We start from the raw sequence: 18582 nt of genomic DNA on the forward strand, positions 1-18582 counted from the left end.
GGCGGGTGGCGCTAACGCTTACCCGCCCTACGTTAATTTAACGTGTAATATCCCACCCGCGCGCCTTCCACAGCGCTGGCAGTTGCGCCAGATCGGTAAAGGTCGTCACTTTTGGATGATCGATCGGCTTGTTGTGCGGATCGGCGCAGAAGTAAAACACCTCCATTCCCGCATCAATCCCCGACTGTGCGCCCGCAGACGAGTCATCCACCAGAATGCAGTTCTCCACGTTGACGTTCATCGCCTTCGCCGCGTGGAACATCAGCGCCGGATCGGGCTTCCAGCGCTGGATATCGTAGCCGCTGAACAGTTTTTCCGGGAAGTGGTGCAACATATCCAGCTTGCCGAGCGAGTGCTGCATTTTGCTGACCGGGCCGTTTGAGACCACGCAGATCGGCACCGTCATCGCATCCAGCAGCGTGTTAGCGCCAGCGATAACTTCCAGCTCGGCGTCGAAGAGGCGTGCGACCTCGGCGCGGTACACCGGTTCCAGATCCGCTTTCGCCAGATCCACCCCGTGCTCTTCGTTAATGATGTCGATGATCTCGTACAGCTTCACGCCCTTAAAGCGTTTAAACACCTCTTCGAGATCGAGCGTAATACCAAATTCCTGGAACATGGCGACATACGCGCGGGAACAAATGACCTCACTGTCGACCAGCGTACCGTCACAGTCGAAAAATACCGCTTCAATTCCGGACATGCCTTTCCCTTTTAACAAGTTTAACGTTTTCGTACGGCAGTTCACCGGGACGCAATCGTTGCCGTATAAGCAAAATCAATGAAAAAAGTATCCCGTAACCGCCACTATTGTCGCATTTTGGTATAGGATAGCGACGAATTTTCCCTCCTTGTTCGGAAATTGATGATGAGTCAACAACACACTACCCAGACGTCTGGTCAGGGGCCGCTTGAGCGCGTGTTCAAACTGCGCGAGCACGGCACAACGGCACGCACCGAAGTGATCGCCGGTTTTACTACCTTCCTGACGATGGTCTATATCGTTTTCGTTAACCCGCAAATTCTGGGCGTGGCTGGCATGGACACCAGCGCCGTCTTTGTAACCACCTGTCTGATCGCAGCCCTTGGCAGCATCCTGATGGGTGTTTTCGCTAATCTGCCCGTGGCGCTGGCCCCGGCAATGGGTCTGAATGCGTTTTTTGCGTTCGTGGTGGTTCAGGCGATGGGCCTGCCGTGGCAGGTTGGGATGGGCGCCATTTTCTGGGGCGCGGTCGGCCTCCTGCTGCTGACCATCTTCCGCGTGCGCTACTGGATGATTGCGAACATTCCCGTGAGCCTGCGCGTGGGCATCACCAGCGGTATCGGTCTGTTTATCGGCATGATGGGGCTGAAAAACGCTGGCGTTATCGTGGCGAACCCGGAAACGCTGGTGAGCATTGGTAACCTGACCTCTCACAGCGTGCTGCTGGGCGTGCTGGGCTTCTTTATCATCGCGATCCTGGCATCGCGCAACATCCATGCTGCGGTGCTGGTCTCTATCATTGTGACCACGCTGCTGGGCTGGATGCTGGGTGACGTGCATTACAACGGTATCGTCTCTGCGCCCCCGAGCGTCTCTACCGTGATTGGTCACGTTGATCTGGCGGGCTCGCTGAACCTGGGTCTGGCCGGGGTGATTTTCTCCTTCATGCTGGTCAACCTGTTTGACTCCTCCGGTACGCTGATTGGCGTGACCGACAAAGCGGGTCTGGCAGATGAAAAAGGCAAATTCCCGCGCATGAAGCAGGCGCTGTATGTGGATAGCATCTCTTCCGTTGCTGGCTCTTTCATCGGTACCTCGTCTGTTACCGCTTACATTGAATCCTCTTCCGGTGTGTCCGTGGGTGGTCGTACCGGCCTGACGGCGGTAGTTGTGGGTCTGCTGTTCCTGCTGGTGATCTTCCTCTCTCCGCTGGCGGGGATGGTGCCACCATACGCGGCAGCCGGCGCGCTGATTTACGTCGGCGTGCTGATGACCTCAAGCCTGGCGCGCGTGAAGTGGGAAGATCTGACGGAAGCCGTTCCGGCATTTATTACCGCGGTGATGATGCCGTTCAGCTTCTCGATCACCGAAGGTATCGCGCTGGGCTTTATCTCTTACTGCGTGATGAAAATCGGTACTGGCCGCTTCCGCGAACTCAGCCCGTGCGTGATTATTGTGGCGCTGCTGTTTGTGCTGAAGATTGTGTTTATTGATGCACACTAAGATGCTGGTGGTGTCAGGTGGCGCTTCGCTTACCTGACCTACGGGCTAAGTTCCCTCTCCCCGTGGGAGAGGGTTAGGGTGAGGGCTTACGCCTTCACCCGCTTAATATAATCCCCAAACGCGGTCAGCTGGCCAGAGAGATGGTCACGCGTACTCTGATCCACCACTTCACCCGTCTGCGGGTCGACCTTGTTCTGAATCACGCCGCCCATAAATTCCGGCTTGTTCATCACCATCGCATCCAGGAACACCAGGATCTGACGCAGGTGATACTGGCAGCGCGCGCCGCCGATGGCGCCCATTGAGCTGGTCTGGATCAGCACAGGTTTACCAGACAGCGGCTGCTCCGGTAAACGGGACAGCCAGTCAATGGCGTTCTTCAGACCACCCGGCACCGAGTAGTTATACTCAGGCGTCACAATCACCACGCCGTCAGCCTGACGGATTTGCTCGGCTATCGCTTCCACGCTCTGCGGGAACCCTTCTTCCTGCTGAACGTCAGCATCATAAAGCGGGATGTCGCCAATGGACGGCAGGGCACTGATCTCCATTCCCGCAGGCGCCAGCTGCGGCAGCGTACGGGCAACCATCCCGTTAAAAGAACCTTTGCGCAGGCTTCCCAGTAACGTAACAACTTTCAACGTATCAGACATGATTACTCCTGTTTCATCATGATGATCCTGGACGGATCAGCTATGGGTGTATGCTTTTTCTGCCGGTAAACTGGTTAATCGCATCAGGCGCGCGGCGGGCTCGTTGGCGCGCTCAGGTACATCCGGAAGACTACGCCAACCGCGAGTGCTGTCAAACTCCCAGATTTTCAGCCGTTCGATGGCGGGTGTCACCGCAACGGACCAGATCAGCACGTCCTCAGCGTCGCTGAGCGCCTCTACCAGCGAGGCTTTTGTTGCGCGCAGGCGTCCGGAGCCGGGGAGCAGCTGCAACAGGCTGGCGTCGTCTGACGCCGCGCCGCTCAGTTTGCGGATGCTCTGGCGAAGGGTGATGAGCTGCGCTCTGGCTTCAACGGGGTCGTTCTGGTTACGTATCCACAGCTTTTCATTGCTTGAGAGCGGGTATTCATCGAGCGCGTTAGCACCATGGAAGCTGCGCGTGACGCGTTGTAGCTCCATATCCAGGCCGCAATCACCTTCCGTCGTCAGCGCGACGCCAACAATGTTGCCGGTGTACGCAATGGAAAAATGGGGGAGTGCCGGGTCCGCAAAAACCGGGCGACCTTCTGGCTGGGTGAGTATGTCCGGTAATTCGCTGGTGCCGTACAGCATAAAAAGCAGTTCTGCGAGGAGCGCTCTGGAAGCTAAAAACCGCGTCCTGCGGTGTTCAGGTAGTTTGAGCGCCTCACTGTGACAGGCTGAAGATATTCTGGCCGATACGAGATGCCCTTCCGTTAATGTTCCTCGTGCAAAATGCGTAGCCATTTTTCGCTCCTTGATAATGGTCGTAGTCGGTTAAACGGTTACATGATTATCGCTTAACTCAGCTTCTGTTTTAATCAGTAAATGGAAATAAGAGAAGCCTGAGCACCGAACTTTACATTATCTTAGGCAAAAACCTGACCTGGTGCGGTATACAGCGCTTTAATCGTCTCACGCAGCCAGAGGATTTTCGGATTATGGCTGTTCCGTTTATGCCAGATCAGCGTGAAGGGGACGGTGAGCTTTTCTGCCTGCGCCTCATCGATGGGAATGGGCAGACAGACCAGATTACGCTGGTGGAGTTGATTGTAGTGATGGCAGTAGTGCGGCGCAGTGGCAATGTAGTTGTGATCCGGCTGGGCTGCCATAAACATCGACTGTTCAAAACCGGGCAAACTCATGGCGATGTTACGCTCCCGGCCCATCTCCCTTAGCACCTCATCGAGCGCCCAGGTGTCGCTGCGTTCCCAGAAGATGCTGATATGCGGGTAGCGCAGAAACGTCTCCAGATCCCATGCTTCCTGGAGCGCGGGATGATCCTCTCGCAAATACACGCACGGACGGTCACTGAACAGGATTTCGTAGTCGATAAACCACGGCATCAGCTTTAGCAGTTCGCGCGAGCGAGGGTGCGTTTCACGCCCGGTGAAGCCCAGATCCACTTCTCCGCGCGTAATGGCGTCCAGCGAATCGTAATCCCATTGGCGCAGCTTCACCGTCGCCTGTGGGTAGCGTTCATTCACCTGCTCCAGCAGGGTATTAAAGCGGATCAGCATCAGCGGTGTTTCGGCGGCGAGCACAAACTTAAGCCCGCCTGGAGAGCTATGGTGGAATTTATCGAGGATCTGGTTGCCAATCTGCATCCAGTCGGCCAAATCCTGTTCCAGACTCACCGTCAGCGGTGTGGGCAATAGCCCTAAAGGCGTTTTCACAAACAGCGGATCGTCGAACCAGTCGCGCAGCTTCGCCAGCGATTTACTCACCGCGGACGGCGTCACGTTCATCCGCTTCGCGGCTTTGGTGACGCTGCGCTCCTGCAACAAAAGTTGCAGGCAAAGTAAAAGATTAAGATCGAGACTGCTGATGGGCTTCTTCATAGTGCGCTGCGGGCTGGATGACCATAAGTAAGGTAATGCAGAGTATGCTACAGCCAATCAGAACCCCGATCAGCATATTCAGCGCGTTAAGGCCGATCACCGCCGCCAGCCAAATCCACAGTGACGAACCGCAGACCTGCGCAATGCCCAGCACCGAGCTTGCCACGCCAGCCCGCAGCGAAAACGGGCCAAGCGCCTGACTCATCGCCACACCAAAGCCGACGGAGAATCCGGCGCAGATCAGAGTAATGCCCACCAGCATTACAGCGTGTGAGGTGGCGGTCGCCAGGATCACGCCTGCGGCGAGGAACAGCGTCTGTGAGGTGAGCATCAGCGTGCGCTGGCGGAAGATGTTGAGCGCAAAGGGCGTTGAGAATGAAACCGCCATGCTCACCATCGCGGTAAGCGCCATCACCGTCGAATACTCACCGCGATCGAAGCCCATCGTCTCCATCAGCAACACCGGGGAAACGTTTACATAGGTGAGGATCACCGCCACGCTAAGCGTGGTGATTGCCAGTCGACTCAGGAAAAAGCGATTCATCAGCTTTTCAGCCGGATGGAGGGTTGCGGTGTGATATGGCTGTTGCGAACCGGGATGGGTCTCTTTCAGCACCAACACGGACAGGATAAAGACGATGGCGCCCATTGCGGCCATGGTCCAGAAAAGACTCTGCCACGGAAATTTAAGCATAATCAGGTAGCCAACAACCGGTGCCAGCACCGGGATGATGCAGGTAATGCCGTTCAGCATCGACAGCACTTTAGCGCGGCGCTGGGCGCTTAAGGTATCGCGAAGAATAGCAAACGCCACCACGTAACAGCCACCCGCGCCAATGCCCTGGATAAAACGGCCTGACAGGAACATTGTGCTTTCCTGAGCTACTGAAGACAGTACTGATGCCAGCGCAAAGATAACTGCACCCGTAATGGCGACGGGCTGACGGCCTGCTTTATCCGCGATTTTCCCGGCAAATACCATCGACGACGCCATTCCCGCGAGGTAGGCCGAAAACGCGATGTGCAGTTGCGCCTCGCTGGCACCCAGATCGCGGGCAATATGCGGTAGCCCCACCAGATACATATCAATGCCGGACGGATACAGCAGAACCAGCGCAAAACTACAGAACAGAAAACGAGCCATAAATCCCCCATAGATGCAGGCAAGCAGGATAGGGGGCGTGGAGGGATTAAGCGAGTTGCCATTTGGACAATGGTGATTTCCCTGGAGGAAATCACCCTGTATTAACGGGAATTACTTACCAATGCAGAAGCTCGAGAAAATCCGTCCCAGCAGATCGTCCGACGTAAACTCCCCGGTGATCTCGCTCAGGTTCTGTTGCGCCAGACGCAGCTCTTCCGCCAGCAGTTCACCGGCCCACGCGCCGATCAGCTGGGCTTTACCCTGCTCAAGGTGGCGAGCCGCCTCTTCCAGCGCCTGCAAGTGACGACGACGCGCCAGGAAGCCCCCCTCCATGCTGGTGTCGAAGCCCATGCTCTGTTTGAGATGGCTACGCAGGGCTTCCACGCCTTCCCCGGTACGGGCCGACAGGCGAATAAGTGAGTGACCATTCACATCGCTGATGCCCAGCGTTTCGCCGGTAACGTCGGCCTTGTTGCGCACCACGGTGATCGGTAGTTTAGCCGGGAGACGGGCGATAAAGTCTGGCCAGATTTCAGCCGGGTCAACGGCGTCGGTTGTGGTGCCGTCCACCATAAACAGCACACGGTCGGCCTGCTCGATCTCCTGCCAGGCGCGTTCGATACCGATACGCTCGACTTCATCGCTCGCATCGCGCAGGCCAGCGGTATCAATGATGTGCAGCGGCATGCCGTCGATATGGATATGCTCGCGCAGGACATCGCGGGTGGTACCGGCTATGTCGGTCACGATCGCCGCTTCACGGCCCGCCAGGGCGTTCAGCAGGCTCGATTTCCCGGCATTGGGGCGACCAGCAATCACCACCTTCATTCCTTCACGCAGCAGGCTGCCCTGGCGCGCTTCGGCGCGAACGGCATCAAGATCGTTCATCACCTGGTTGAGCTGAGCTTCAATTTTACCGTCTGAGAGGAAGTCGATCTCTTCGTCCGGGAAGTCGATAGCCGCTTCGACATAGATTCGCAGGTGAGTAAGTGCTTCCACAAGGTGATTCACGCGTGCGGAAAATGCCCCCTGCAACGAGTTCAGCGCGGAGCGGGCTGCCTGTTCGGAACTGGCGTCGATTAGGTCGGCAATCGCCTCGGCCTGCGCCAGGTCGAGCTTATCGTTCAGGAAGGCACGCTCGGAGAACTCACCCGGCTTTGCAATGCGCAGGCCTGGCAGGGTCAGAATACGTTTTAACAGCAGGTCGAGGATCACCGGGCCGCCGTGACCCTGAAGCTCCAGCACGTCTTCGCCGGTAAAGGAGTTTGGGCCGGGGAACCACAGCGCGATGCCCTGGTCCAGCGGCGTGCCGTCGGCATCCTTAAACGGCAGATAATCAGCGTAGCGCGGCTTTGGCAGTTTACCCAGCACCGCTTCGGCCACCTCGCGCGCCTTCAGGCCGGAGATGCGCAGAATGCCTACACCACCGCGTCCCGGTGGGGTTGCCTGGGCGACGATAGTGTCGTTATGGCTCATGGTTGCTCTCGTTCAATACAAATAAAAAAGGCGGTCAATCGACCGCCCTTATTTTAGCGTTAACTTACCGAATCAGGACTTTTTCTTTTCGCGGCTATGCAGGCCACGTTTTTCCAGACCACGGTAAATCAGCTGCTGCTGGATGATGGTCACCAGGTTGCTGACGATATAGTACAGCACCAGACCTGACGGGAACCACAGGAAGAACACGGTGAAGATGACCGGCATAAAGGTCATGATCTTCTGCTGCATCGGGTCGGTCACGGTGGTCGGAGACATCTTCTGAATGAAGAACATCGTCACGCCCATCAGGATCGGCAGGATGTAGTACGGGTCCTGTGCGGACAGGTCATGGATCCACAGGGCGAACGGCGCGTGGCGCAGCTCAACGGAACCCATCAGCATGTAGTACAGCGCAAGGAAGATTGGCATCTGAATCAGCAGCGGGAAGCAACCACCCAGTGGGTTTACTTTCTCTGCTTTATACAGGGCCATCATCTCCTGGCTCTGACGCTGTTTGTCATCGCCCAGACGCTCACGCATAGCCTGAATCTTCGGCTGTAGCATACGCATCTTCGCCATGGAGGTGTACTGCGCTTTAGTCAGCGGGTACATGATGCCACGAACGATAAAGGTGATAACGATGATGGAGAAGCCCCAGTTACCCAGGAAGCTGTGGATGAACTTCAGCAGCTTAAACAGCGGCTGAGAGATGAACCACAACCAACCGTAATCGACGGTCAGATCCAGGTGCGGCGCAACGGCAGCCATTTTGTCCTGGATTTCCGGGCCGACCCACAGGGTGCTTGCCAGTTTACCGGTTTGACCCGGCTGCACCAGAACTGGCTGAGATTTGTAGCCGATGGCTGCAATACCGTTGCCGAGGTTCGCGGTGTAGAAGTTGTTCGTACCGTCGTTATTCGGTACCCACGCCGTCGCGAAATACTGTTGCAGCATTGCGACCCAACCGCCTTTAGAGCTGACGTTCAGGTTTTCGTTATCGGCAATGGTGTCGAATTTGTATTTCTCGTACTTGGTATCTGGCGTGGAGTAAGCCGCGCCACGGAAGGTATGCAGCGCAAAGTTGCTGCTTCCGGTATCACGGTGAGACGGCAGATTGATGGACTGCTTCAGCTGACCAAAGGTAGAGATTTCCAGCGGTTTCGCACCGGCGTTCTGTACGCTGTAGCCCACGTTCACCGCATACTCACCGCGTTTCAGGGTGAAGGTTTTGGTGAAGGTGTTGCCTGCCGCGTCGGTGTAGGTCATCGGGATAACCAGTTCGTTCTGACCATCAGCCAGCACAAACGTGTCATTCTCGACGTTATACAGTGGACGCGCACCGTTAGCCGGATTATCCGGGCCATCACGACCGGTCAGGCCGCTCTGCGCCTGGTAGATAAATTCAGGCGTGGTTTCCAGTAACTGGAACGGTTCGGTAGACTTCAGCTCTTTCGGGTAGGTCAACAGCAGCGCCTGCTCAACATCACCACCACGGGTGTTGATAGTCAGCTCAAGCACATCGGTCTTAACCGTAATCTGTTTCCCCTGGCCACTGGCCGGTACGCCCTGGTCGGCGGCGCTACCCGCTGCGGTGGTCGTGGTCTGCGTGGTCTGCTGCTGGGGTTGAGGATTTTTATCCTGCTCCCATGCCTGCCAGATCATGAAAGACACGAACAACAAAGCGATGATAAGAAGATTGCGTTGCGAATCCATCGTTAGTGTTCTCTGGTATCAAAAGGTCCTGGAGGGACGGGGTCGTCTCCACCTGGGTGTAAAGGGTGGCATTTTAATACGCGTTTCACCGTCAACCAACTGCCTTTTATCACTCCAAACCTGCGCAATGCCTCAATTCCGTAGCTTGAGCATGTTGGCGTGAAACGGCAGTGTGGCCCGAGTAGCGGACTAATCAGGCGTTGATAGACCCGAATGAGGGCTATCAGGACCCGCGAGCCAGGCGACAGTGGCGGCGCCATAATTTTTCCAACGCTTCCGAGAGAGCACGGTTATCGAGGTCGGCAACCCCTTTTTTAGCCACCACCACGAAATCCATTGAAGGCAGTTCGTGCTGACGTAAACGGAAGCTTTCACGCGTCAGACGTTTAATCCGGTTGCGTTCATGCGCACGCTTAACGTTTTTCTTGGCGACTGTGAGACCGATGCGGGGATGCCCCAGCGAATTTTGGCGGCCGAGGATGGTGATTTGCGGCGTGCCAGCCCGTAATGGCTGCTGGAAGACGAAAGTGAAATGAGTGGGAGTTAACAAACGTAACTCCCTGGGAAATGCGAGCTTAACCACTCAGGGGTTAGCTTTATTACTTGGAAACGGTCAGACGAGCGCGGCCTTTAGCACGACGACGTGCCAGAACCTGACGACCATTTTTAGTAGCCATACGAGCACGGAAGCCGTGAGAACGGTTGCGCTTCAGTACAGACGGTTGAAAAGTGCGTTTCATGGCGATTTCTACCTAAACTTGAAAAAATTCATGACTTTTGCGGATGCCCGACCGAGTTTCGAATGACGGACGCCGAAGCCGTGGGTGATTAAAGAGGCCGGATTGTAATAATTGTACACTCCGGAGTCAATTCTCTTTCCTTAAATCCCTGTGTATTTCCGCACGTTTTCGCGTGGAAAATGAGCAGCGGACGACGCAGGAAGATGAGCATCACGCGCCGGGTCGAGGATTATACGGGCTCAACGATAAAGCGCAAGGATCGTCCCGGATCTTCGTTAGATCATTTAAGCCAAAAATTGTCTGTGCTCATTAAATTTTCCAATATGCGGCCTAAATCGCGAGGCACTCGCGTCAGGATCGTTTACACTTACCCGATTCCGGATCTTCCTGTGGATAAATCGGGAAGAATCTGTGAGAAACAGAAGATCTCTGGCTCAGTTTAGGCTATGATCCGCGGTCCCGATCGGGATCCAGCGATCCTGGTCGGGCATAAACACAACATCGTTCAGGTTGTATCAACGATAGCGTGTATAACCGCAGATAGCGGTTCGCACATCACCCTGATGGGGTCATGTCGATGTGCGCCAACAATCATGAATATTCAATAGTTTTCTTTTATTGTTCGAGTGGAGTCCGCCGTGTCACTTTCGCTTTGGCAGCAGTGTCTTGCCCGATTGCAGGATGAGTTACCAGCCACAGAATTCAGTATGTGGATCCGCCCGTTGCAGGCGGAACTGAGCGATAACACGCTGGCTTTGTATGCGCCAAACCGTTTCGTGCTCGATTGGGTAAGGGATAAATACCTTAATAACATCAATGGACTGCTGAACGATTTCTGCGGGTCAGATGCCCCACAGCTGCGTTTTGAAGTGGGCACAAAGCCGGTCACCCAAACCGTTCGTGAAGTTGTCAATGTGGCAGCCCCTGCACAGGCGGCGCCCGCGCCAGCGCCTCGCGTTGCACCGGCTCGTCAGGGCTGGGATAACGTTCCGGCCCCCGCTGAGCCTACCTACCGCTCTAACGTTAACGTGAAACACACGTTCGATAACTTCGTTGAAGGTAAGTCGAACCAGCTGGCACGCGCGGCGGCTCGCCAGGTTGCCGATAACCCCGGTGGCGCTTACAACCCGCTGTTCCTGTATGGCGGCACGGGTCTCGGTAAAACGCACCTGCTGCATGCGGTGGGCAACGGCATTATGGCGCGTAAGCCCAATGCCAAAGTGGTGTATATGCACTCCGAACGCTTCGTTCAGGACATGGTAAAAGCCCTGCAAAACAATGCGATCGAAGAGTTTAAACGCTACTACCGTTCCGTTGATGCGCTGCTGATCGATGACATTCAGTTCTTTGCCAATAAAGAACGATCGCAGGAAGAGTTTTTCCATACCTTTAACGCCCTGCTGGAAGGCAATCAGCAGATCATTCTGACCTCGGATCGTTATCCTAAAGAGATCAACGGCGTTGAAGATCGTCTCAAATCCCGCTTCGGCTGGGGCCTGACCGTGGCGATCGAGCCGCCGGAGTTGGAAACCCGCGTCGCGATCCTGATGAAGAAAGCCGACGAGAACGACATTCGCCTGCCGGGTGAAGTGGCGTTCTTCATTGCCAAGCGTCTGCGTTCCAACGTGCGTGAACTGGAAGGGGCGCTGAATCGCGTTATCGCCAACGCCAACTTCACCGGTCGTGCGATCACCATCGATTTTGTGCGTGAAGCGCTGCGCGATTTATTGGCTTTGCAGGAAAAACTGGTCACTATCGACAATATTCAGAAGACGGTGGCTGAGTACTACAAGATCAAAGTGGCAGATTTACTGTCTAAACGTCGTTCCCGCTCGGTGGCGCGTCCGCGTCAGATGGCGATGGCGCTGGCAAAAGAGCTAACCAACCACAGTCTGCCGGAAATCGGTGATGCGTTTGGTGGCCGTGACCATACGACCGTGCTGCACGCTTGTCGCAAGATCGAGCAGTTACGCGAAGAAAGCCACGACATAAAAGAAGATTTTTCCAATTTAATCAGAACATTATCATCGTGACGCTATGAAATTTACCGTTGAACGTGAACATTTATTAAAACCGCTGCAACAGGTGAGTGGCCCATTAGGCGGCCGCCCTACGCTGCCTATTCTTGGAAACCTGCTGCTTCAGGTCGCGGACGGTACGCTGTCGCTGACCGGCACAGATCTGGAAATGGAAATGATCGCGCGCGTTACGCTGACTCAGCCGCACGACGCGGGCGCGACCACGGTTCCGGCACGTAAATTCTTTGATATTTGCCGTGGGCTGCCGGAAGGCGCTGAAATCGCCGTGCAGCTGGAGGGCGACCGCATGCTGGTGCGCTCTGGCCGCAGCCGTTTCTCCCTCTCCACGTTGCCCGCTGCGGACTTCCCGAACCTGGATGACTGGCAGAGCGAAGTTGAATTTACTCTGCCGCAGGCGACGATGAAGCGTCTGATCGAAGCCACGCAGTTCTCCATGGCGCATCAGGACGTTCGTTACTACTTAAACGGCATGCTGTTCGAAACCGAAGGTGAAGAGCTGCGTACCGTGGCGACCGACGGTCACCGTCTGGCGGTCTGTTCTATGCCGATTGGTGATTCACTGCCGAACCATTCGGTGATCGTGCCGCGTAAAGGCGTGATTGAACTGATGCGTATGCTCGACGGCGGCGACACGCCGCTGCGCGTGCAAATTGGCAGCAACAATATTCGTGCCCATGTGGGCGATTTTGTCTTCACATCGAAGCTGGTAGACGGTCGTTTCCCGGATTATCGCCGCGTATTGCCGAAGAACCCGGATAAAACGCTGGAGGCGGGTTGCGACATCCTCAAGCAGGCGTTCGCGCGTGCCGCTATTCTCTCCAACGAGAAATTCCGCGGCGTACGTCTGTACGTGAGTGAAAACCAGATCAAAATCACCGCCAACAACCCGGAGCAGGAAGAGGCAGAAGAGATTCTGGACGTCACCTACGCCGGGGCTGAGATGGAAATCGGCTTCAACGTCAGCTATGTGCTGGATGTGCTGAATGCACTGAAATGCGAGAACGTTCGCATCCTGCTGACTGACTCCGTTTCGAGCGTACAGATTGAAGATGCCGCATCACAGTCGGCTGCCTATGTTGTCATGCCAATGAGACTGTAATGTCGCTCACCCGTCTGTTGATCCGCGACTTTCGCAATATCGAAAGCGCGGATCTCGCTTTATCCCCTGGCTTTAACTTCCTGGTTGGCGCGAACGGCAGCGGCAAAACCAGCGTGCTGGAAGCCATCTATACGCTCGGCCACGGCCGGGCGTTTCGCAGTTTGCAGATTGGTCGCGTGATTCGCCACGAGCAGGACTCTTTTGTTCTGCACGGGCGTTTGCAGGGCGCAGAGCGGGAAACCGCCATCGGCCTGACCAAAGACAAGCAGGGCGACAGCAAGGTGCGCATCGACGGCACCGATGGCCACAAGGTGGCGGAGCTGGCGCTGCTGATGCCGATGCAGCTGATTACGCCCGAGGGGTTTACTTTACTCAACGGCGGCCCCAAATACAGAAGAGCGTTCCTCGACTGGGGATGCTTTCACAATGAAGCCGGTTTCTTTAACGCCTGGAGCAACCTGAAGCGTCTGCTTAAACAGCGTAACGCCGCATTGCGCCAGGTCACGCGCTACGCCCAGCTGCGTCCGTGGGACATGGAACTCATTCCTCTTGCGGAACAAATCAGCCACTGGCGTGCCGAATACAGTGCAGGTATCGCCGAAGACATGGCCGACACCTGCAAACAGTTTTTACCCGAGTTCTCTCTCACCTTCTCTTTCCAGCGTGGCTGGGAAAAAGAGACGGAATATGCCGAGGTGTTAGAGAGAAGCTTCGAGCGCGATCGCATGTTGACCTACACCGCGCACGGCCCGCACAAGGCGGATTTCCGCATTCGTGCCGACGGTGCGCCGGTGGAAGACACGCTGTCGCGCGGGCAGCTGAAGCTCCTGATGTGCGCGCTGCGCCTGGCGCAGGGGGAATTCCTCACCCGCGAAAGTGGGCGACGCTGCCTGTACCTGATAGATGATTTTGCCTCGGAACTTGACGACGCGCGGCGCGGGCTGCTTGCCAGTCGCTTAAAAGCCACGCAGTCGCAGGTTTTCGTCAGCGCCATTAGCGCTGAACACGTTATGGACATGTCGGACGAAAATTCGAAGATGTTTACCGTGGAAAAGGGTAAAATAACGGATTAACCCAAGTTGAAATGAGCGAGAAACGTTGATGTCGAATTCTTATGACTCCTCCAGTATCAAAGTCCTGAAAGGGCTGGATGCGGTGCGTAAGCGCCCGGGTATGTATATCGGCGACACGGATGACGGCACCGGTCTGCACCACATGGTATTCGAGGTGGTAGATAACGCTATCGACGAAGCGCTCGCGGGTCACTGTAAAGACATCGTGGTCACGATCCATGCGGACAACTCCGTGTCCGTTACCGATGACGGTCGTGGCATCCCAACCGGTATTCACCCGGAAGAGGGCGTATCTGCTGCGGAAGTGATCATGACCGTTCTGCACGCAGGCGGTAAGTTCGATGATAACTCCTATAAAGTTTCCGGCGGTCTGCACGGCGTAGGCGTATCCGTAGTAAACGCCCTGTCGCAGAAGCTGGAGCTGGTTATCCAGCGCGAAGGCAAAATTCACCGTCAGATCTACCAGCATGGCGTGCCAGAAGCGCCGCTGGCCGTCACGGGCGATACCGAGAAAACCGGTACCATGGTGCGTTTCTGGCCGAGCCTTGAAACCTTCACCAACGTCACCGAATTCGAGTACGACATTCTGGCGAAACGCCTGCGTGAACTGTCGTTCCTGAACTCCGGCGTGTCGATTCGTCTGCGCGACAAACGTGACAACAAAGAAGACCACTTCCACTACGAAGGCGGTATCAAGGCGTTCGTTGAGTATCTGAACAAGAATAAAACGCCGATTCACCCGAATATCTTCTACTTCTCTACTGAAAAAGACGGTATCGGCGTGGAAGTGGCCTTGCAGTGGAACGACGGTTTCCAGGAAAACATCTACTGCTTCACCAACAACATTCCACAGCGCGACGGCGGTACGCACCTTGCGGGCTTCCGCGCGGCGATGACCCGTACCCTGAACGCCTACATGGACAAAGAAGGCTACAGCAAAAAAGCGAAAGTCAGCGCCACCGGCGACGATGCCCGTGAAGGCCTGATTGCCGTGGTCTCCGTGAAGGTGCCGGATCCGAAGTTCTCCTCACAGACCAAAGACAAGCTGGTCTCTTCTGAGGTGAAATCGGCGGTTGAACAGCAGATGAACGAACTGCTGAGCGAATACCTGCTGGAAAACCCGTCCGACGCGAAAATCGTGGTGGGTAAAATTATCGATGCGGCGCGTGCCCGTGAAGCGGCGCGTAAAGCGCGTGAAATGACCCGTCGTAAAGGCGCGCTGGACCTGGCAGGCCTGCCGGGCAAACTGGCTGACTGTCAGGAACGCGACCCGGCGCTGTCTGAACTGTACCTTGTGGAAGGGGACTCCGCGGGCGGTTCTGCGAAGCAGGGCCGTAACCGCAAGAACCAGGCGATTCTGCCGCTGAAGGGTAAAATCCTTAACGTTGAGAAAGCGCGCTTTGACAAGATGCTCTCTTCTCAGGAAGTGGCGACGCTTATCACCGCGCTGGGCTGCGGCATTGGTCGCGACGAGTACAACCCGGACAAACTGCGCTATCACAGCATCATCATCATGACCGATGCGGACGTCGACGGCTCGCACATTCGTACGCTGCTGTTGACCTTCTTCTATCGTCAGATGCCGGAAATCGTTGAGCGCGGCCACGTCTACATTGCCCAGCCGCCGCTGTACAAAGTGAAGAAAGGCAAGCAGGAACAGTACATTAAAGATGACGACGCGATGGATCAGTACCAAATCGCGATCGCCCTTGATGGTGCGACCCTGCACGCAAACTCCAGCGCGCCAGCGCTGGCCGGTGAGCCGCTGGAGCGTCTGGTCTCTGAGTTCAACGCCACGCAGAAAATGATTGGCCGTATGGAGCGTCGCTATCCGAAAGCGCTGCTGAAAGAGCTGATTTACCAGCCGACCCTGACCGAAGCCGATCTGAGCAACGAGCAGACCGTCACCCGCTGGGTGAACACCCTGGTGAGCGAGCTGAACGAGAAAGAGCAGCATGGCAGCCAGTGGAAGTTCGACGTCCAGCAGAACGCTGAGCAGCAGTTCGAGCCGATCGTCCGCGTGCGTACCCACGGCGTCGATACCGACTACCCGCTGGAGCACGAATTTGTGACCGGTCCGGAATACCGTCGTATCTGCACCCTTGGCGAGAAGCTGCGCGGCCTGATCGAAGACGACGCGTTCATCGAACGTGGCGAACGTCGTCAGCCGGTAGCCAGCTTCGAACAGGCGCTGGAGTGGCTGGTGAAAGAGTCCCGTCGTGGTCTCTCTATTCAGCGTTATAAAGGCCTGGGCGAAATGAACCCGGATCAGCTGTGGGAAACCACCATGGATCCGGAAAGCCGTCGCATGCTGCGCGTCACCGTTAAAGACGCAATCGCAGCGGATCAGCTGTTCACGACCCTGATGGGCGATGCGGTTGAACCACGTCGCGCCTTCATCGAAGAGAACGCCCTGAAAGCGGCGAATATCGATATTTAATCGTCGCTTTACGACAGCATAACTGGCCGCGCTTCAGCGCGGCTTTTTTATGGACGCAGGAAACTCCAGCGACATCACTGCCGGTAAACGTTTGACCAGCATATCTATGGCAATTCTTACCCTTAGCGGCAGGTGTGGCGTCTGCTGCCAGACGGCATGAACGTCGAAGCGTACATCCGGGGCCTGCTTTAAGAGCGGGGCAAGGTTTCCCTGATGAATTTCTTTGATGACCATCCAGCAGGGTAGCCATGCAAGGCCGTGGCCGGCCAGCGCCGCGTCGCAGATCGCCTGCAAATCATCCATATTGAGCGATGAGCGGGGAATAAACGTGCGCGACGTGCCATCGTAATCCATCAGCTGCCAGGGTAGGACTCTGCCCGCACGCGTGTAGTTAATGGCCGTATGCTGGCGTAGATCATCAACGGTTTGCGGCTGGCCATTCTTAAACAGGTAATCCGGCGCGGCGCACAGCACCATCCGGTGCTCACCCAGCCTTCTGGCGACCAGCACGCTGCTGTCAGCCAGAGCGCCATTGCGCACCGCCATATCAAACCCTTCTTCCACGAGATCCACGACGCGGTCGCTGAAGGACATTTCAAGCTCAAGCCCGGGATGCTCCTGCGCCAGCTCTATTAGCAGCGGGGCGATACACTGGCGACCAAACAGCACCGGCACGGCAACACGTAGCCGACCATTGACCTGATGTTTTCCGGTTTCAAGCTGCGATTCAGCGCCACGGATCTCCTCCAGCGCGCGCAGGCAGCGTTCATAAAAAAGCGCGCCGTTATCGGTCAGCCTCTGACTGCGGGTGGTCCGATGAAACAGACGAACCCCCAGCCTCTCTTCAAGACGAGCAATGCTTTTTCCTACCGCCGAGCGCGACAAATGCAGTCGGACGGCGGCCTGGGCAAAACTTCCTGCCTCAACGGAGGCAACGAAAACGGGAATATCTTTCAGCGTATCGGTCATGGACGGATTGTGTCAATTTGGTCATCAATGAAGGGAAAACTTATCGCCACTGGCGACGCTGAGTCAACGGTAGACTGTCAGAACTGAAAATCATCTGATGACAGGAGAAAAAAATGACTGAAACAATGCAACGCTGGTCAATGGATGCCCTTGGTCGTGAAAGCCTCAGGCTCGTTCAGGAGCCTGTTCCACAGCCAGGCCCGGGGGAGGTTCGCGTAAGGGTTAAAGCCGTTGCGCTCAACTACCGGGATAAAATGGTGATTGAAGGCACGATGCCGATTCCGCTTTCCTTCCCGTTTACTCCAGCATCTGACATGGCAGGCGTGGTGGACAGCATCGGCGAAGGCGTTACGCGTTTCAAGCCCGGCGCACGCGTCATCTCAACCTTCTTCCCGGAATGGATCGACGGCAAGCCGCAGGCAGACGCGCGCGATTTGCCCTATAAAACGTCCGGTGGATACTTCCAGGGCATGCTGGCCGAATATGTGATTGTGAGTGAAAATGCGCTGGTGGCGTCCCCGGAAAGCCTGGATGACGCTGAGGCCAGCACGCTTCCTTGCGCGGGGCTCACCGCCTGGTTTGCGCTGGTGGAACGTGGTCAGCTGCGCGCCGGGCAATCGGTGCTGGTACAAGGGACGGGCGGTGTGGCGCTATTCGCTTTGCAGATAGCAAAAGCGCACGGCGCAGAAGTTATTGTTACGTCGGGGAGTGATGAAAAACTGGCGCGGGCCAAAAAGCTGGGGGCCAGCCAGGGCATCAACCGGCTGAAAGGCGACTGGGCAGAAGATACGCTGGCGCTCACGCAGGATCGCGGCATCGACCATATTATTGAAACCGTGGGTGGGGAGAACCTGAGACATTCCCTGCGCGCCGTTGCCGTTCATGGGCGGATATCGGTCATTGGCGTGCTGGCCGGGACAGAAATTTCTCTGCCTGCAAGCGAGCTGTTGCTGAAATCTCCCGTCATTCAGGGGATTGGGGTTGGACACCGCCGGGCGCTGGAAGATTTTGTCCGTGCTGTTGATGTCACGGAGTTAAAACCGGTGATTGAGCATCGCTACCGCTTTGACGAGCTGGAACAGGCGCTTGAACATCTGGATCGCGGTGCGTTTGGCAAAATCGTTCTCACCCGCGAGTGAGTTCCCGTTCC

17 protein-coding genes are annotated in these 18582 nt (G+C 56.1%); 6 read left to right on the top strand and 11 right to left on the bottom strand.

The window, feature by feature from the left end; genetic code table 11:
- Positions 1 to 37: 37 nt before the first annotated feature.
- The gene (gene yieH, locus ACOTW6_RS08930; RefSeq protein ID WP_047716928.1) at positions 38 to 703 is read right to left on the bottom strand and encodes a 6-phosphogluconate phosphatase; all 666 of its coding nucleotides are present in this window, start codon (positions 701 to 703) and stop codon (positions 38 to 40) included.
- Between the two features lie 165 nt (positions 704 to 868).
- On the opposite strand from yieH, the gene adeP reads away from it, so the two are divergent.
- The gene (gene adeP, locus ACOTW6_RS08935; RefSeq protein WP_213789127.1) at positions 869 to 2206 is read left to right on the top strand and encodes an adenine permease AdeP; all 1338 of its coding nucleotides are present in this window, start codon (positions 869 to 871) and stop codon (positions 2204 to 2206) included.
- 86 nt (positions 2207 to 2292) lie between these two features.
- Here the strand turns inward: adeP and ACOTW6_RS08940 are convergent, their stop codons facing one another.
- The 9 genes from ACOTW6_RS08940 to rpmH all read right to left on the bottom strand — a co-directional run bounded on the left by ACOTW6_RS08940 (position 2293) and on the right by rpmH (position 9812).
- The gene (locus tag ACOTW6_RS08940; RefSeq protein WP_003861147.1) at positions 2293 to 2859 is read right to left on the bottom strand and encodes an NADPH-dependent FMN reductase; all 567 of its coding nucleotides are present in this window, start codon (positions 2857 to 2859) and stop codon (positions 2293 to 2295) included.
- Positions 2860 to 2895: 36 nt separating this feature from the next.
- Positions 2896 to 3642 (bottom strand): 4'-phosphopantetheinyl transferase family protein, encoded by a 747-nt coding sequence (locus ACOTW6_RS08945; protein WP_047050618.1) that lies wholly within the window; start codon positions 3640 to 3642, stop codon positions 2896 to 2898.
- 122 nt (positions 3643 to 3764) lie between these two features.
- Positions 3765 to 4736: an HTH-type transcriptional regulator YidZ gene (gene yidZ, locus ACOTW6_RS08950; RefSeq protein ID WP_017383702.1), complete on the bottom strand. Its 972-nt coding sequence runs from the start codon at positions 4734 to 4736 to the stop codon at positions 3765 to 3767.
- The gene (locus ACOTW6_RS08955) at positions 4705 to 5880 is read right to left on the bottom strand and encodes an MFS transporter (protein ID WP_213789096.1); all 1176 of its coding nucleotides are present in this window, start codon (positions 5878 to 5880) and stop codon (positions 4705 to 4707) included. Before ACOTW6_RS08955 ends, yidZ begins: the two co-directional genes overlap by 32 nt.
- Before the next feature lie 111 nt (positions 5881 to 5991).
- Complete coding sequence (gene mnmE / locus ACOTW6_RS08960) at positions 5992 to 7356, bottom strand: tRNA uridine-5-carboxymethylaminomethyl(34) synthesis GTPase MnmE (protein WP_015570136.1); 1365 nt, start codon at positions 7354 to 7356, stop codon at positions 5992 to 5994.
- Between the two features lie 72 nt (positions 7357 to 7428).
- Positions 7429 to 9072 carry a membrane protein insertase YidC gene (yidC, locus tag ACOTW6_RS08965; RefSeq protein ID WP_003861138.1) on the bottom strand — a complete coding sequence of 548 codons (1644 nt, stop codon included), beginning with the start codon at positions 9070 to 9072 and terminating at the stop codon, positions 7429 to 7431.
- Between the two features lie 2 nt (positions 9073 to 9074).
- Entirely contained in the window at positions 9075 to 9332 is a 258-nt protein-coding gene (yidD, locus tag ACOTW6_RS08970) for a membrane protein insertion efficiency factor YidD (protein WP_001307474.1), read from the bottom strand.
- Positions 9296 to 9655: a ribonuclease P protein component gene (gene rnpA, locus ACOTW6_RS08975; protein WP_006808764.1), complete on the bottom strand. Its 360-nt coding sequence runs from the start codon at positions 9653 to 9655 to the stop codon at positions 9296 to 9298. Before rnpA ends, yidD begins: the two co-directional genes overlap by 37 nt.
- Before the next feature lie 16 nt (positions 9656 to 9671).
- Positions 9672 to 9812, bottom strand: coding sequence for a 50S ribosomal protein L34 (rpmH, locus tag ACOTW6_RS08980; RefSeq protein WP_000831330.1), 141 nt, complete (start codon positions 9810 to 9812; stop codon positions 9672 to 9674).
- 638 nt (positions 9813 to 10450) lie between these two features.
- Between rpmH and dnaA the strand changes: the two genes are divergently transcribed.
- From dnaA to gyrB, 4 genes are read left to right on the top strand one after another with little or no spacing between them, the layout of a single operon-like run.
- Positions 10451 to 11845: a chromosomal replication initiator protein DnaA gene (gene dnaA, locus ACOTW6_RS08985; protein WP_003861124.1), complete on the top strand. Its 1395-nt coding sequence runs from the start codon at positions 10451 to 10453 to the stop codon at positions 11843 to 11845.
- A 4-nt stretch (positions 11846 to 11849) separates the two neighbouring features.
- Entirely contained in the window at positions 11850 to 12950 is a 1101-nt protein-coding gene (dnaN, locus tag ACOTW6_RS08990; protein WP_003861122.1) for a DNA polymerase III subunit beta, read from the top strand.
- Complete coding sequence (recF, locus tag ACOTW6_RS08995) at positions 12950 to 14023, top strand: DNA replication/repair protein RecF (RefSeq protein ID WP_213789097.1); 1074 nt, start codon at positions 12950 to 12952, stop codon at positions 14021 to 14023. The genes dnaN and recF overlap by 1 nt, the downstream gene beginning before the upstream one ends.
- Positions 14024 to 14051: 28 nt before the next feature.
- Entirely contained in the window at positions 14052 to 16463 is a 2412-nt protein-coding gene (gene gyrB, locus ACOTW6_RS09000; protein ID WP_003861119.1) for a DNA topoisomerase (ATP-hydrolyzing) subunit B, read from the top strand.
- Between the two features lie 33 nt (positions 16464 to 16496).
- Here gyrB and ACOTW6_RS09005 read toward each other — a convergent pair whose 3' ends face one another.
- Positions 16497 to 17432, bottom strand: a complete 936-nt coding sequence (locus ACOTW6_RS09005; RefSeq protein ID WP_047729022.1) for a LysR family transcriptional regulator — start codon at positions 17430 to 17432, stop codon at positions 16497 to 16499.
- 113 nt (positions 17433 to 17545) lie between these two features.
- Here ACOTW6_RS09005 and ACOTW6_RS09010 point away from each other — a divergent pair, with 113 nt between their 5' ends.
- On the top strand, positions 17546 to 18571 hold the full coding sequence (locus tag ACOTW6_RS09010; protein ID WP_062933066.1) for a zinc-dependent alcohol dehydrogenase family protein: 1026 nt from the start codon (positions 17546 to 17548) through the stop codon (positions 18569 to 18571).
- The last annotated feature ends 11 nt before the right edge of the window (positions 18572 to 18582 follow it).

It is taken from the genome of Enterobacter cloacae complex sp. IR5403 (genome assembly GCF_049238705.1).
Taxonomy (GTDB): Bacteria; Pseudomonadota; Gammaproteobacteria; order Enterobacterales; family Enterobacteriaceae; genus Enterobacter; species Enterobacter hormaechei_C.

Coding starts and splice junctions, on each gene's coding strand:
- adeP (WP_213789127.1), top strand. CDS start 869: ATGAGTCAACAACACACTACCCAGACGTCTGGTCAGGGGCCGCTTGAG.
- yidD (WP_001307474.1), bottom strand. CDS start 9,332: ATGGCGCCGCCACTGTCGCCTGGCTCGCGGGTCCTGATAGCCCTCATT.
- ACOTW6_RS08940 (WP_003861147.1), bottom strand. CDS start 2,859: ATGTCTGATACGTTGAAAGTTGTTACGTTACTGGGAAGCCTGCGCAAA.
- recF (WP_213789097.1), top strand. CDS start 12,950: ATGTCGCTCACCCGTCTGTTGATCCGCGACTTTCGCAATATCGAAAGC.
- yidZ (WP_017383702.1), bottom strand. CDS start 4,736: ATGAAGAAGCCCATCAGCAGTCTCGATCTTAATCTTTTACTTTGCCTG.
- rpmH (WP_000831330.1), bottom strand. CDS start 9,812: ATGAAACGCACTTTTCAACCGTCTGTACTGAAGCGCAACCGTTCTCAC.
- dnaN (WP_003861122.1), top strand. CDS start 11,850: ATGAAATTTACCGTTGAACGTGAACATTTATTAAAACCGCTGCAACAG.
- ACOTW6_RS08955 (WP_213789096.1), bottom strand. CDS start 5,880: ATGGCTCGTTTTCTGTTCTGTAGTTTTGCGCTGGTTCTGCTGTATCCG.
- ACOTW6_RS08945 (WP_047050618.1), bottom strand. CDS start 3,642: ATGGCTACGCATTTTGCACGAGGAACATTAACGGAAGGGCATCTCGTA.
- ACOTW6_RS09005 (WP_047729022.1), bottom strand. CDS start 17,432: ATGACCGATACGCTGAAAGATATTCCCGTTTTCGTTGCCTCCGTTGAG.
- yieH (WP_047716928.1), bottom strand. CDS start 703: ATGTCCGGAATTGAAGCGGTATTTTTCGACTGTGACGGTACGCTGGTC.
- ACOTW6_RS09010 (WP_062933066.1), top strand. CDS start 17,546: ATGACTGAAACAATGCAACGCTGGTCAATGGATGCCCTTGGTCGTGAA.
- mnmE (WP_015570136.1), bottom strand. CDS start 7,356: ATGAGCCATAACGACACTATCGTCGCCCAGGCAACCCCACCGGGACGC.
- gyrB (WP_003861119.1), top strand. CDS start 14,052: ATGTCGAATTCTTATGACTCCTCCAGTATCAAAGTCCTGAAAGGGCTG.
- yidC (WP_003861138.1), bottom strand. CDS start 9,072: ATGGATTCGCAACGCAATCTTCTTATCATCGCTTTGTTGTTCGTGTCT.